This is a genomic window from Hymenobacter negativus (assembly GCF_016056375.1).
GTDB lineage: Bacteria > Bacteroidota > Bacteroidia > Cytophagales > Hymenobacteraceae > Hymenobacter > Hymenobacter negativus_A.
Map to the genome: position 1 here is coordinate 14,354 of NZ_JAEDAE010000005.1, position 15,390 is coordinate 29,743.

Sequence of the window (15,390 nt, forward strand, 5' to 3'; positions counted from 1 at the left end):
GCTTGTTCGCGGTAAAGGCAGTAACGAAAAAGCGGGCCGAATGATGAAAAATATTCCCACCGGCCCGCTGGCAAAGGTAACTTGCCAGCCACATTACGGGGTTGCGGCCGGGCCGTTTTCCTTTGTCAACTCACGCTTTTACTTCTTTCGCGCTTGCTCTCCACCCTGCTCCAACGCCACCAGGCCAGCTTCGGCCCCGTGCTGCCCGTCGACCTCAACGGCCCTGCCGTCACCCGCCTCGACTTCACGGTCAACACCCCCCAGGTAGCCAGCGCCGACCTGCGCGACACCGCCGCCTTTGATGATTTAGTTAACAAGATGCTGGCCGAAAAAAACGCCAGCATTGGCATCGGCGGCTACCTCGAAAACCGGGTCATCTACCGCCGCAGCGCCCACTTTGGCCCCGGCGCGGTCGAGGAGCCACGCTCCCTGCACCTGGGCGTGGACGTGTGGCTGCCAGCCGGCACGCCGGTGCTGGCTCCGCTGCCCGCCGTGGTGCACAGCCTGGCCGACAACGACAATTTCGGCGACTACGGCCCCACCGTGGTGTTGCAGCACGAGCTGGAAGGCACGGTCTTCTACAGCCTCTACGGCCACCTCAGCCGCCAAGAGTGGCGGGCGCTGCGCGTGGGCCAGGTGCTAGAAAAGGGCGAGGCGTTTGCCACCGTCGGCCCATTTCCGGAGAATGGCGACTGGCCGGCCCACCTGCACTTTCAGCTCATGGCCGATATGCAGGGCCGGGTAGGAGACTTCCCCGGCGTGGCCCGACCCAGCGAGCGAGAAACGTGGGCAGCGCTGTGCCCCAACCCGAATCTGGTGCTGCGCAGCCGGTATATCTGAACCACGGATTCCTCCGGATTTTTCGGATTGCACGGATTTGTGAACGGCACAGGTTTAAAGCAACTAGCTAGGAAATGCACTAAAAAAGCCATCCCATTGGATGGCCTTTTTTAGTGCAGACGTTGAATAATCGTCCACAAAATCCGTGCAATCCGAAAAATCCGGAGGAATCCGTGGTTCAGACTTAGTCGAACTTGATGGCCACCACCGGCTTGATGCGCGCAATCAGGTACGTGGGGATGAGCACGGCCAGCAGCGAGGCGGCGAAGGTGGCCACGTTCAGCAACAGCAGCATTTGGGGGTCCCAGGAAATCGGGACGCGGTCCATGTAGTAATTCTCGGGGTCGAGGGGAATGACTTTGAAATAATACTGGATAGCGCAAAAGCCTACGGCCACGATGTTGCCGATGAGCATGCCGCGCAGCGTGAGCGAAAGTCCCCGGAAAAAGAACATCCGCCGAATCTGGTTATCCGTCGCGCCCAACGCTTTGAGGATGCCAATCATATTGGTGCGCTCCAGAATCATGATGAAGATGGTGGCCACCATATTGAACGTAGCCACGAAAATGATTAGGAGCAGGAAGATGATGACGTTGCGGTTGAGCAGCTGCAGCCAATCGAACAGCTGGGCGTACTGCTCTGTGATTTTGTCGATTTTAAGGTCGTAGGGCAGCCGCTCGTAGAATTTGTCGGCAGTTTTGTCGAGGGTTTTGAAGTCCTTGAGTACCACTTCCATGCCGCCCACCAGCGAGTCGGGCCAGGCTGGCGAGTTCAGCTCCCGAATCTGGCGGATGTCGCCGATAACGTACACCTCATCAAACTCATCGAGGCCCGTGGAATAGATGCCGGAAACCCGAAACTGCCGGATGCGCGGCGGATTCTGGATGAAGTAGAACAATGCCTTCTCGCCCACAGCGAGGCGCAGTTTATCAGCCACTTTGCGCGAAATCAGCACGTCGTCGCTGGCCGAGGAATCGGGAAAGCTGATGAACTTGCCGGCCACCAGGTTCTGGCGCATGGGCGAGGGGCCACCGGTTTCGGCAATGCCTTTTAGCACCACGCCCAGCACCTCGTCCTTGGTTTTGATGATGGCCGTTTTGACGGCGTAGGGCTGCGTGGACTTTACCTCGGGAAACTCCTTGAGCTCCTGCACCAGCTTGGGGCCGGCGATGGGGGCTACTTCGAGCGAGTTGTTGGTGTCGTAGCGCGAAATCTGGAGGTGGGCGCCAAAGGAGAAAATTTTATTCTGAATCTCGTTGCGAAACCCTTGCAGGATGGCAAACGACACCACCATCACCGCCAATCCCATGGCAATGCTGATGATGGCTATTTTTGTGACCGACGAGGTGAAGGAGCCGGAATCGGCTCCCCCGTCAATCTTCTGCGAAATGTAGCGGGAGACATTCATTGTTCGGCCGTAAAGCTACGTTTTGAACCGCTACCGGCCACGCTCCCGGCCTTTGGGTGCGGCCAGGCGTGGCGCCGGGTGCTTTTTTCCGCCTTTTTTCTCACTGTCTATGGTTGGGTTGTTCGCTAAAATCGCCTTTTCAACGCTGCTGGCCGTGCCGGCTTGCGGCAGCTCCCGCCCGGCGGCCCCGGCCGCGCCACATACGTTGGCCACCCCGCCCCGCGTTGCCGCCCTCACCGTGGGGGCCGAGCGGCTCGATAAATACCTTCCCCAACTCAAGGGCAAGCGCGTGGGCCTGGTCATTAACCAGACTTCGCGCGTGGGCCGGGCCTACCTCGTGGACACGCTGCGGGCGAAGGGTGTGAATGTGACGGCCATTTTCGCGCCCGAGCACGGTTTCCGGGGCGAGGAGGCCGACGGCGCCACCATCACCGACGGCCGCGATGCCCGCAGCGGCGTACCCGTGCGCTCGGTGTACGGCAAAACCAAGAAGCCCACCCCCGAAATGCTGGCCGACGTGGACGTGCTCATTTTCGACATTCAGGATGTGGGGGCGCGCTTTTATACCTTCATTAGCACGCTGCACTACGTGATGGAGGCCGCGGCCGAGCAGGACAAAACGGTCATCGTCCTCGACCGCCCCAACCCCAACGGTGACCTCGTGGACGGCCCCATCCTGGAGCCGGCCCACAAATCCTTCGTCGGCCTCGACCCGCTGCCCATTGCCCACGGCCTCACGGTGGGCGAACTGGCTCAGATGATTAACGGCGAAAAGTGGCTGGCCGGGGGTAAGAAATGCGCCCTCACGGTGGTGCCGCTAGCAGCCGGCTACACCCACGCTACGGCCTACGCCCTGCCCATTGCGCCCTCGCCCAACCTGCCCACCGCCCACGCCGTGGCCCTCTACCCCAGTATCTGCCTGTTTGAGGGCACCAATGTGAGCGTGGGGCGTGGCACCAGCACGCCGTTTGAGGTCATTGGCAGTCCCGCGCAGCCGGCCACGCGGCCTTACACCTTCACCCCCGCGCCCAATGCCGGCTCGCCCAGCCCGCCGATGAAGGGCCAGGCCTGCCACGGCCTCAACCTGGCCGGTGTGCCCACCCGCGCCGCCTCGGGTGGCCTGGTGCTGAGCTACCTGCTCGATTTTTATCAGCAAAGCACCGATAAGGCGCACTTCTTCGGGAAATATTTTGAAGAGTTGTCGGGCACAAATACACTGCGCGAACAGATTATCGCGGGCAAGACGGAGGCCGAAATCCGCGCCTCCTGGGCTCCTGGTCTGACCAGGTTCAAAGCCCTGCGCAAGAAATACCTGCTCTACCCGGAGCGGTAGAAGCTTCCGGACTGCTTTTACTGCAGCGCGGACTTTGCAATCTGCGTCCCCATGCCATTCAGGGACGCAGATTACAGCGCTACGGCCGTTCGGCGTTTTCTTTGTCCCATGAATACTCCCCTGCGCCTGGTTTTCATGGGCACTCCCGATTTTGCCGTGCCCACCCTCGAAAGCCTACTGGCTTGGCCCGGCGGGCAGGTGGTGGCCGTTGTCACGGCTCCGGACCGGCCGGCAGGGCGCGGGCGGCAGCTTCAGGCCTCAGCCGTGAAGCAGGCCGCCGAAGCCCACGGCCTGCCCGTGCTACAGCCCACCAACCTGAAATCGCCCGAATTTCAGGCCGAGCTCAAAAGCTACGCCGCCGATTTGCAAGTGGTGGTGGCCTTCCGCATGCTGCCCGAGGCCGTGTGGAACATGCCCCGGCTGGGTTCCATCAACATCCACGGCTCGCTGCTGCCGCAGTATCGCGGCGCGGCCCCCATCAACTGGGCCCTGATGCATGGCGACACGGAAACCGGCGTCACCTCCTTTTTCCTGCGCCACGAGATTGACACCGGCGACCTCATTTTCCAAGACAAAATTGCCATCGCCCCGGAAGACGATTTCGGTAGCGTGTACGACAAATTGAAACTGGTGGGCGCGGCCCTCGCCCGCCGCTCGGTGGAGGCCATTGCGGCCGGCACTGCCCCCAGCACCCCCCAGGAGCAGCGGGCCGACCTGCGCCCCGCCCCCAAGCTCCAGAAGGAAACCGGCCGCCTCGATTTTGCCCGCCCCGCCGCCGAGCTGGTGAACTGGGTGCGCGGCCTCTCTCCCATTCCCACCGCCTTTGCCGCCTTGCCCGATGGGCGCATCATCAAGATTTTCCGCGCCGCCGCCCTGCCTTTTGAGGGCGAAGCTGCTTCGGCCGGCACCTGGGCTTCAGATGGCAAGAAGTACTTGCGGGTGGCCGCCGCCGATGCCTGGCTCGATTTGCTGGATGTGCAGCTCGAAGGCAAAAAGCGAATGCCGGTGCAGGAGCTGCTGCGCGGGTTCCGGCTGCCGGCCTAGCAGTGCATCATGCCAGGCAAGCGTCGCCCGTCATCCTGAGCTTGCGAAGGACCTTATCTTGTCCGCTTTGTTGTAATTGCTGCAAACTGTTTGCACGTAATAAGGTCCTTCGCAAGCTCAGGATGACAGACGTTAGAAATCTGCATTACCAAACAATTACACGATTCTCTCTAATCCAAACCCAATGGTTTCCTTCGTCGTGGCCGTAGCCGAAAACAATGCCATCGGCAAAGATGGCGAGCTGCCCTGGGGCCACCTGCCCGATGACCTGCAGCATTTCAAGCGTCTCACCCTGGGCCACCCCGTGGTGATGGGACGCCGCACCTACGACAGCCTCGGTCGGGCCTTACCTAAGCGCCCCAACATCGTAATTACGCGTCAGCCCGGCTGGGCCGCTCCCGGCTGCGAAACCGCCGCCTCGGTGCCCGCCGCTCTGGCCCGCGCCCGCGAGCTCGACGAGGAAGTATGTGTAATCGGGGGCGGCGAAATCTACCGCGAAGCCCTGCCCGCCGCCGATGTCATTTACCTCACCGAAGTGCACCATTCTTTTGAGGGCGATGCCTTCTTCCCTACCCTCAGCCCCAGCGAGTGGCGCGAAGAAACCCGCGAGCGCCACGAAGCCGACGAGCGCCACGCCTACGCTTTCAGCTTCGTAACACTGCGGCGACGGTAGCGGGCTCTGTCATTGCGAGGCGCAGCCGAAGCAATCCGCCCTCTCAAAACTAGACACGCTCTTTTATCAGAAAGCCCCGACACTGCATAGTGCCGGGGCTTTTCACATCTCAGGGCTTGTCACATTGTACAGGACGGATTGCTTCGGTTGCGCCTCGCAATGACAGGCGAAGACTAGCGCATGAGCACCAGCTTGCCCCAGTCGTTTTTGAAGGCCTTGTCGCCGCCTGTGGCGCGGTGGCCGAACTGGGCACCGGGGTCATCGAGGGCCACGCGATAGAGGTAGGTGCCGTTGGCGAGGCGGTCGCCGTAGGTGTCGGTGCCGTCCCAGGCAAAATCGGTGATGTTGTTGCCGATGTGCAACGGGCCGAGCTCGTTCATGAAAATCTCGCGCACCACCTTGCCGGTGAGGGTCACAATCTGGATTTTCATGTTGCGGGGCAGTTCCTGGCCCGTGAGGGTGAACACAAAGCGGGCCTTGCTCACCACCGGGTTCGGGTACGGGTACACATTGGAGATTTGCGAGGCGTTCACCACTTCAAATTTCACCTGGAAGTTTTGGGCACCGGCGCTGGAGTTGCTGGGGTCGCGGCCCTGCACTTCCAGCGTGTACATACCATCCGGGAGCGGGCCGGTTTTGCCGGGCTCGTAGACCAGCTTGGCCACGCTGCCGTTGGTCTGGTCTACACTGAAATGGAAGTTGTTGCTGTTCACGTCCATCACGGTCGGCACGGTCTGGCCGGGGCGTTGCAGCAGCACGGTGAAGAACGAAGCGTCGGTGATGTGGCGGAATTTGTCCTCGTCGTTGAGCTGGATATTGATGACGGGCATGGCCGATACCAGCTCGCCGTTGAGGATGTGCCGGCCATCAAAAGCCACGTCAAGGGTCGGGGGCACGTTGCGGTCAATTACCGTGAATTGGGGCAGCGACAGCTCGTTGTTGGCGTAGTTCTGCTCGCGCTGCAGGCGGGGGTTCACCACCACTTCCACCACGAAAGTGCCGAACTTACCAATCATGCTGAATTTGACCGGGATGGTCAGTGTATTGCCCGGCAGCAGCACCGTGTTGGTGCTTACATCGGCCGTGGCCACAATCGCTTGGCCCCCTGTGGTCGAGCGCAGGTTTACCCGGGTTATCAGGGGAGCCGCAAAAGGTGCATCTGAAATATTTTGAAATTTCACCGGGAAGGTGATGTAAGCGGAGTCGGCGGCCTGACGCGCAAATTTGGCCGGGTCGTAATCCGCAGTAGTGGCTAGGTCGCGCCGCACCACGCCTTCGGGCACGCCCTGCGAGGTCACGAGCCATTGTTCCAGCTGCGGCGGAATGCGCGTCACGTTGTCAGACAAGGCCAGCTCCAAGCGCAGGTACGGGTAGGTTTTGGCCGAAACTACCGACGTCAGCGGCTCCACCGCACGCGTCACATTGGGCAGCACCACCGTTTCGTGGCCCAGCGAGTCGATGCCCACCACACTCAGCGTGTGCTGGCCATTGGGCGTGAGGGTGCGAATGGTGCTGTACAAATTGGTCCACTGTTTGGATGGGCCAATGCGCGTCGAGACAATGCGGCCGGAAGGATTGGACTGCTGCAAAGTGTCGCGCAGCACGATGGTCTGGATATTTTTGGCGATGGTGCTGCTGGCATCCGGTCCGGTCTCGTGCATGAGGCGGCCGGTGGTAGCCGTGAGTTTCTGGCCCAGCAGCGCCAGTGGCTCGCCATCGGCCAGTTGGGTGATAAGGCGGGAGCCCAATAGGGCCTGCAGGCGGGTTTTGAGGGCCGTGGGCAGCAGTGAGTAGCGCAGACGGTTGGCCGATACCACGGCCACGTAGGAGCCGGCCGGAATAGCTGTCAGGAAGTCGTTCAGCTGTTGTTGCCGGGTGGCGCTATAGTTCAGGTTATCGAGGGTGTCAACCGCAGTAGCCGTACTGGCTGGGTCGGTCACTGAGAAGTAATAAAAATTATCCGGAGCCTGCCCGCATTGCTGGTAGCTGGCCGGCATGGCCACCGGCAGCAGCGAAGCTCCGCTGTACACGGCAATCAGCAGGTTGGGCGAGCGCACCCCACACCCGCTTACGGAGGGCTGCCCCGCTGCTGTGCGAATGTAAATACCTGCCCCACTCAACGCGGCAAAGTTGGCCGGGCTGCGGGGTGGGCCGCCCCCGCGCGTGCGCAGCACCAGCGGCACCCGCGTGGCAGCAAATTCCCAGCGGCCGGTGGGAGCATTCACTTCCACGCCGGTGCGCGTATCCTGCTTGAACTGCGTGTAATGGCTCTGCGACCAGCCGCCGGGGCTGCCCGGAATCACCCGCAGCGAAGAGGTGGTCCAATCGCCACTTTCGCCAGCAGCCGGGGTATGGAAACGCGCGCGCCAGTACCACACCAGGCTGTCGCGCTGGCCCAGGCTGGCCGGCAGCGTGGGCGTCCACTCCGCCAGCAGGCCGGCCGTGATGGTGGTGCGCTGCACGGCCCCGTTAAAGGTTGCCACGGTGTCAATCTCAAAATCGTAGTCGCGCTGCGTGCCAATCAGGTTGTTTGATTGCACCACCAGCCGGGGTCGGTTCGAGCCGACAATTGCAAATTCGGTGGGGTTCAGCACCGAAACGCCCCCGCTCAAAAAGGTATAGTCGATTTGGGCAGAGTTGTTGGTTTCGCTCACCTCCGTAATTCGGTTGTTCGGGTCCAGCATGACCACAAACGTGCTGCTGCCGCTTGCGCCTACGCTGTTGCGCATGGGCAAGGTGTAGGTAGTATCAGGGCCCCACGCGGCGCGCACGGTGAAGGAGTACACCGAGTCGGCCCGGGTAGGCGTCGGAGGGAACTTCCGCGTCACCCGAATTTCTAAGGGCTCGGTGGGAATTTTGCCTGGATTAGATACGCCCACGTTTAGCACAAAGTCACGCGAGTCGGCACGCACTGTAGTCTGGCCAGCGGCGGGTACGATGGAAAGTTTAGCAGAACTGGCAATGAAATCGGGCAGCGGCGGCGCGTACAGGCTCAGAGTGGGGTCGCCCTGCCAGCCGGTGCACAGCAGTTGCTCCATTTCGTAGTCTTGCGTGAAGGTGCTTTGCAGGCGGCGCACCACCTCGTCGTGTACCACCGTGATGGGCCTGCCATACCAGGCCGGGTCGTTGAACAATAGCTTGTAAAGCGTATCCTGGGCAATACTCAAAGGAGTCGCATAGCTAAAACCTGATTCCGCCAGCGAGCCCAGCGCGCCCTTTCGGTCGGCAAACAGCCAGTCTTCCACCACAGTAGCGGCCCTGGTAAAAGTGGAGTTAGCTGAGCAGCCACTCAAAAACAGAAACGGATACTTCCGATAATTTGCAAACGCCGGCATGTTAGAAGGCATGCCGAAGTTGAAGGTGAAGGCGGTGGGCGCCGCGTGGCCGAAATAGGAAATCAGCGAAAGCCCGGCATTGAGTTGGGCCGAAATATCGACGTTGACCGGCAGCGGCGTATTCCGAACCTCCGTTTCGACGTGTCCCCCAAACAACGGACGCTCGACACGGGCCTTCGCGGCATCCATATACGACTTGTATTCAATGGCTTCGTTAGCATCCTTGGCCCCAACCAGGTGCAACACGTTTTTGCGCCAGGGCTGGGTACCCAGCGGCTCCAGATTCTGCAGGTCCTGGTCGATTACCTTGTTCAGGTAATTCACTACTTGCTGAGGGGTGGTGACGGTGAGGCGGCCGGTGTGCAGCCGGGCCACGAAGTTGTTGTTGGCATAGTCCGCCGTCAGTAGATTGTCCGACACGGAGCGGGAACTGGTGGGCACCAGGTCGAGACCCAATTCTCCGTTGCGGGCAAAATAAGCCCCTCCCACCGGCTCGCTGGGCACAATTCCCTTGCCCAACAGCAGCAGGTAGCGGTTGGTGGCGTTGGGTGTAGCCGCTGCCAGCCACCGCGTGAAGTGGCGCAGCGCCAGCCACGACTTTTCGCCGTAAAAAAACTGGTCGTACAGCTGCTGCGAGGTTACCATCAGCGTGTCGTAGTGGCCCCCGGCCGTTGAGGCCCGGTAGTTGGCGTAGGCGCGGGCCGCGTTGGGCACGGTGCCTACAGCCCCCATCAGTTGCGGATGCGTGATGATGGTGAACGTAGGCACTGCCGGATTGATGGTCCGGAACCGTACCCGGCGAGCCGGCAACGGCTTGGGCAGCGTGGCTTCATCAGCCAGCATGAGGCGGTGCGTGGCTGCCGCCGTAGCCCCCGGAAACACAAAGCGCTTCAGCCCAGCAGTGGCGCCGGACGTTGCCACCACCCGCTGCACATTGTACAAATCGTTGATATCGAAGCCAGCCACCGTAGCGGGCACGTTCGCCAGCTCGTAGGTAGCGGGGCCGCTTAGCAGCGAGTCGTTCTGAAAAAGAAGCCGGTTGCGGCTAGCCAACCAAGTTGGGGCCTGCGGGGCAATGGTGCGCAGATAGTGCGACACAAAATAATCATCCGCTGCTACCGGAGCCACGCTTTTCAGCTTAATCACGACCGTGCCGGTACTGCTGATGTCGGAGGCTTGCAGCGCAAATGTTTGTCGGGCCCGCACCAGTCCCACATAGTTCATTACCCCCAGCACCCGCTCGGTTCCACCAGGCGGTATCACTATCACCTGCGTATGATGAGCGATACCCGTACCGCCGGCCCGCTGAGAAAAGTCCTGCCCACCAAACAAGAGCACCTCTACCCGAGGCAACGGCCCGGCACTCGCTGGATTAACAGAAACGGAATCAAGGGTGTACGTCAATTCCTTGTTCGCATTATTGCTGCCATTCATGTAGAAGCCCTCGCCAGCCTGCATCCAGGGCAGATACGTATTCAACGTCTCCGGATAGTCGACGAAGCCCTCAATACGGAGGGTGAGCCGCTCGCGCAGGGTGTGCGGGTGTACAGTGCCGCCGGCCGCCGCCGGCTCCTGCATGTGGCGGCCAGCAGTGCCAGCGCGCCAGGTGAGGAAATAGCTGGCCGTATCGGTGTAAAGGCTAAAGTATTGATGCGGTTGGTCGGCGGCATTTTTGTAGAGCTCCGCATCGAGCCGGCCGTCGTTGTGCACGGCGTAAAACTCGATAAATGAGGTGGCATCCAGCGTGGTGCGGCTGCCGCCCACGTAGGTGGCAATTTCCCGGCCGCGCCGCCAGATTTGGAGTTCGTTGGGCACTACACCGGTAATGCCGGCCTGGGTCAGGTACTGATAATCAATTTTATATAGTCCATCGCGCACTATTTTCATTTTATAGTACGTCTGGCCGGGCACAATCCATTCGTTGCCTACCGGCCCGGACTGGGCGTGGGCGGCGGCACTGGTCAGCCACAACCCCAGCCACATTAGCAGCACTGCCCATCGCTGCTTCGATTGTGTGTAATATTTATTCATCCTATTTCAAATTTCATTTATCCACTACTAATCAATCATCTACGCAGCTTGCGGCCAATCTGTCTGCCAGCTCCACCGAGAGTACCCTGCGCTGCTATTTGAAGCCGTAACCCAGCGATACAATCAGCGAGTTGGTCTGCGACGCACTGCCCAGCTTCTCCACCGCCAGGCGCGACAGGGCCAGGTCGATGCGCAGACTGCTCACCGCCACGCCGGCCCCGAGGCTGTACTGGCCCTTCCACTGCATGGATTTATCCACCACGCTGCTGATTTTCTGAAAGTTGCCGACTCCGCCCCGCAGGAATACCAGGTTTTTGTAGCCCAGCTCCACGCCCAGGCGCGGGTCCACGCTCACGGCTTTGCTGGATACCAGGGTGTTGCGCTGGCCGTCAGTGGTTGCCTCCAGGTCGACGGCGACGAGGGCAGCGAACTGCTTCGGCAAATCGAAGCGGCGGCCCACGCCCAGCACGAAGCGCGGCAGCGTGATTTCGGTGCTGTTTTTCGGAATGGAATCCGACTTAATTGCGGTGTTGCTGTTCAGTCCCTTCACGTACTCGGCCGAGTTGATGTTCCAGGAATTGAACGTGGTGGTGATGTCGCGGGCCATCAGAGCCACGTTCCAGCCCTTGCGGTTGTACTGCACGCCGGCATCGATGCCGAAGCCGTAGCCGTGGGCAAACTTGCCGATGTTGCGGTAGATGATTTTGCCGCTGCCGCCCACGCTCAGGCCTTCCACGCCCAGCTTGCGGGCGTAGGAGAGCAACAGTGCGTAATCGGCCACCGAGAAGTATTCAATCTTGCTGTAGTCGACGTAGCCATACTCGTTCACCAGGGCACGGGTATCGGCAATATTATCAACACCCAGACGCAACACACTTACGCCCAGCGCACTTTTATCATCCAGCGGCATGGAGAAGGCGGCGTAATCGTTTTTCACCACGCCCGAGAACAACTCGGAGTGCATCAGCACGCCGTCGTATTTGTGGGTTTGGTTGGTGAGACCGGCGGGGTTCCAGTAGCCGGCAGTGGCATCGTTGGCCAGGCTCACCTGCACCTTGCCCATGCCCAGGGCACGCGCCCCCACGCCGATGTTCAGAAATTCGTTGCTGTACTTGGGCGTTTTGGTAGACTGCGCGGCGGCCGGTAGGGCCAGCGCGGCGGTGGCTCCCACGAGGACCAGCCCACGGGCAACAGAGGAAAATTGGGACATAGAAAGGCGACTGGTAAAGTTTGCGCAGACGGAACGCAAGTTACTCCATTATAGTGCGTCCGGCCCCGCGAATTTCGGGCCAGAACCCCACGTACGGGCGGCCACTGCGGGAGCGGGAGCGGGAGTGTCCGGCTTTCGGCGGGGTGCAGGGCTGAGGTTCATGCCAAATGCGGGCTGCTCCCCTACCCGTCGGCCAACGAATAGCACGACCGGTGGCCGGTGAATTGACAAAACACGGCTGGATTTAACAAAAATTTTATCCCTGATAATCAATCGATAACAAGTTATTTTGATTGATTCGATTGAATTATTCATCCAGTACCTTGCGTTACAAAGTACCTACCATACATTTGTACTGTTCGTCACCCACTAGTCAACCAACTCGCCCATGAAACTCGAGAACACCCAGGTTCAGATGCGCAAGGGAATCCTTGAGTTCTGCATCCTGGAAATCATCGCCCGCGGCGAAGCCTACGCCTCCGACATGCTGGAGGAGCTGACTTCAGCCCGCATGATAGTGGTGGAGGGCACGCTCTACCCGCTGCTCACCCGCCTCAAGAATGCCGCCCTGCTCGACTACGTCTGGAAGGAAAGCACCAGCGGCCCACCCCGCAAGTACTACACCCTCACCGACCCCGGCCGCCAGTTTCTGGAGGAACTGCGCGAAACCTGGGAGGAGATGGCTACCTCGGTGGGCATCATTCGGCACAGCCGGCCGCCCGGCGACAGCCGCTAATTCTACCTCTTTTTCTGCTTCACTCACCAGCATCCAATTGGCCCGTTCGGCCTTCTTTCACATGAAAAAGAACATCAGTATCAACTTGCAAGGCATCATCTTCCACATCGAGGAAGACGGTTTCGACGTCCTTAGCCGTTATCTGGCCGAGGTGAAAGCCCACTTTGCCAACTACCGCGGCCACGAGGACATTGTGGCCGACATCGAGGGCCGCATCGCCGAGCTGTTCTCGGCCCGCCTCTCGCCCATGCAGCAGGTCATCAGCCTGGACGACGTGAACGCCATGACGGCCAAAATGGGCCGTGTGAGCGACTTCGCCGACGAGGCCGATGAGGACGACGAAGTAACTGCCGCCGAAGCTGCTTCAGCTTCAGCTAACTACGGCCGCACCGCCGACTCCTACACCACCGCTTCGGCGGCTGCAACGGCGGCCACCGCCACCGACGAGCCCAAGCGCTTGTACCGCGACATGGCCAACCGCAAAGTAGCGGGCGTGGCCGCCGGCATCGCCCAATACTTTGCCGTAAACCCGCTCTGGATTCGCCTGGCCTTGATATTCGGCACCGTCTTTTCGCCGGCTATCAACATCTGGTCGCGTCACAGCATGCGGGTGGATTTTGGCGGCTGGCTGGTGCTGGCCTACATCATCCTCTGGATTTTGCTGCCCAAGCGCTACGACGCCCCCGCCCACCCCGAGGCGCTGCTGAACTCGGGGCCGCTGGCCGGCCGCCGCTTGTTCCGCGACACGGGCACCGGCAAAATCGCCGGGGTAGCGGCCGGTCTGGCCGCCTACTTTAACATCGATGTGACGCTGGTGCGCGTGATTATGCTGGCCGGTTTGTTTGCCGGGGGCTTCACCTTCCTGCTCTACATCATTCTCTGGATAGTATTGCCCGAGGCCAAAACGGTCTCGGACAAGCTCCGTATGCGCGGCGACGCCATCACGCTGGAAAGCTTTGACAGCAGCGCCCGCAACAACGCCTTCGCCGATGGTCCGGTGACGACCAACCGCCCCGTGGGTGCATTCGTGGAAGACGCCGCCCGGGCCCTGCGCCCCGCCGTTGACTTTGTGGGCTCGGCTATTCGGGTGGTAGCAGGCATCCTGCTGACGATGACCGGATTTGGCCTGCTCCTGGCGCTGGCCATTGGCCTGGGCGCCAGCATTGGCCTGTTTCCCAATGCTGAGAACATGATTTTCACCCACGTGCTGCTCAACGGTGTGCCCACCTGGGGCCTGCTGGCCGGCTTCCTGGCCATGGGCATTCCGGCCCTGGCCCTGCTGCTGAGCGGCCTGAACCTGCTCTTCCGCCGCTCGCTGATGCCCCGCACTGTGGCCCTGTCGCTGCTCGGGATTTGGTTGCTGAGCATTGTGGGCGTGACAGTGGCTGCCGTACGCCAAAACCGCAACTTCCAGTACGATGCTGAAGTGGAGCAGCTGGAACAGTTTTCGAAGCTGACCACGCCCGTAGTTATGTTCGATTCGCGCCACGTAGACCGCGACTGGGACCAGCACGTGGACGTGAACCTAGCTGCCGCCGATAGCGGCAAAGTGGTGGAAGTGTTGCGCACCCTGAGCGCCAAAGGCGTAAACGAAGCCGAAGCCCGCCGCACGGCCCTCACCACCATCGACTACACGGTGCGGCCCAGCGGCGACTCCTCGCTCGTGTTCGACGACCATTTCTCTTTCCTGCCCAACTCGGCCTTCCGCAAGCAGGAGCTGAGCCTCACCATCCGTCTGCCCCGTGACCGCACCTTCCGCATGAGCCGCGACTTCGCCTATAACATTCTGGACGACGACGACTTCGTGGGCAACCGCCGCCCCGAAGATCCCGAGCAGCACCAGTACCGCCTGCGCGGCAACAAGTTGGAGTGCATTGGCTGTACTGAAGAGCAGCTCGGCCGCAACGAGGAGGATAACGACAATGATGGCAAAATGCACATCAACATCGACAGCGACGACAACAACGACAACGCCGACAATAACGACGATGACAGCGACAGCGGCGACGACGAGGCTTCCAACAGCGGCACCACCATCAACTACGGCGGCGCGCCTACCTTCGACACCGATATGAACAGCTACGGCAGCGCCCGCCGCACCTTTCAGGAGTCTGGCTTCAGCCGGGTGAGCGTGGCCGGTGGTTACCGCGTGGTGGTGCGCCACGGCGACAGCTTCAAGATTGAGGCTGGCGGCAACGACAAAGCGCTGAGCGAGATGCGCGTAGAGCTGAAAGGCGACGAGCTGCAAATTCGCCCCCGTAACAGCGGCAGCTTATTCGGCGGCAACTGGGGCAACAACCAGAGCAAGGTGCTCATCCGCATCGAGCTGCCCAGCATCGAGCGTTTGGAACTGGCCGGGGCCGTGCACGCCGACTTCGGCGGCTTCGAGCGCCAGGAGGAGCTGCGCGTGGAGCAGGCCGGCGCCAGCCACCTGCGCCTGAATGGCAGCTTCGGCACCCTGAAATTAGAGCAGGCCGGCGCCTGCCGCACCACCGCCACCGGCCAGGCCGACAACCTCGACCTCGACGCCGCCGGCGCCTGCGAGTTGGCCGGAGCCAACCTCAAGACCATCGACACCAAGGTTTCCATTGCCGGCGTGTGCAAGGCCCGCCTCAACGTGACCGGCAGCCTGGAAGGCGACGCCGTGGGCGCCAGCGAAGTAGCATACAGCGGCAAGCCCTCCCGGGTGAAAATGGACGCTACCGGCCCCTCCAGCATCAAGCATCTGTAAATGCCGGAATTTCTTTGTTACCAAATAAATCCACAGGCAACCTTCGCCG

The 15,390-nt window shown here is 60.9% G+C and carries 9 protein-coding genes; 6 read left to right on the forward strand and 3 right to left on the reverse strand.

Translation table 11 applies throughout. The features are described from left to right. The first annotated feature begins 153 nt into the window (after positions 1 to 153). Entirely contained in the window at positions 154 to 840 is a 687-nt protein-coding gene (locus I7X13_RS12395; protein ID WP_198075729.1) for a peptidoglycan DD-metalloendopeptidase family protein, read from the forward strand. 184 nt (positions 841 to 1,024) lie between these two features. Here I7X13_RS12395 and I7X13_RS12400 read toward each other — a convergent pair whose 3' ends face one another. Continuing rightward, a complete protein-coding gene (locus I7X13_RS12400; protein ID WP_198075730.1) occupies positions 1,025 to 2,248 on the reverse strand; it encodes an ABC transporter permease in 1,224 nt (407 codons plus the stop codon). A 109-nt stretch (positions 2,249 to 2,357) separates the two neighbouring features. On the opposite strand from I7X13_RS12400, the gene I7X13_RS12405 reads away from it, so the two are divergent. From I7X13_RS12405 to I7X13_RS12415, 3 genes are all read left to right on the forward strand, one after another. Beyond that, positions 2,358 to 3,581 carry an exo-beta-N-acetylmuramidase NamZ family protein gene (locus I7X13_RS12405; RefSeq protein WP_198075731.1) on the forward strand — a complete coding sequence of 408 codons (1,224 nt, stop codon included), beginning with the start codon at positions 2,358 to 2,360 and terminating at the stop codon, positions 3,579 to 3,581. Positions 3,582 to 3,689: 108 nt separating this feature from the next. After that, a complete protein-coding gene (fmt, locus tag I7X13_RS12410; RefSeq protein ID WP_198075732.1) occupies positions 3,690 to 4,625 on the forward strand; it encodes a methionyl-tRNA formyltransferase in 936 nt (311 codons plus the stop codon). Positions 4,626 to 4,809: 184 nt separating this feature from the next. After that, complete coding sequence (locus I7X13_RS12415) at positions 4,810 to 5,298, forward strand: dihydrofolate reductase (protein ID WP_198075733.1); 489 nt, start codon at positions 4,810 to 4,812, stop codon at positions 5,296 to 5,298. Between the two features lie 173 nt (positions 5,299 to 5,471). On the opposite strand, the gene porU2 is transcribed toward I7X13_RS12415, so the two are convergent. After that, the gene (gene porU2 / locus I7X13_RS12420; RefSeq protein WP_198075734.1) at positions 5,472 to 10,664 is read right to left on the reverse strand and encodes a putative type IX secretion system sortase PorU2; all 5,193 of its coding nucleotides are present in this window, start codon (positions 10,662 to 10,664) and stop codon (positions 5,472 to 5,474) included. Between the two features lie 94 nt (positions 10,665 to 10,758). Beyond that, entirely contained in the window at positions 10,759 to 11,874 is a 1,116-nt protein-coding gene (locus tag I7X13_RS12425; RefSeq protein WP_198066358.1) for a putative type IX sorting system protein PorV2, read from the reverse strand. 388 nt (positions 11,875 to 12,262) lie between these two features. Between I7X13_RS12425 and I7X13_RS12430 the strand changes: the two genes are divergently transcribed. Then, positions 12,263 to 12,610, forward strand: a complete 348-nt coding sequence (locus tag I7X13_RS12430) for a PadR family transcriptional regulator (RefSeq protein WP_198066359.1) — start codon at positions 12,263 to 12,265, stop codon at positions 12,608 to 12,610. Between the two features lie 61 nt (positions 12,611 to 12,671). Continuing rightward, the gene (locus I7X13_RS12435) at positions 12,672 to 15,341 is read left to right on the forward strand and encodes a PspC domain-containing protein (protein WP_198075735.1); all 2,670 of its coding nucleotides are present in this window, start codon (positions 12,672 to 12,674) and stop codon (positions 15,339 to 15,341) included. The last annotated feature ends 49 nt before the right edge of the window (positions 15,342 to 15,390 follow it).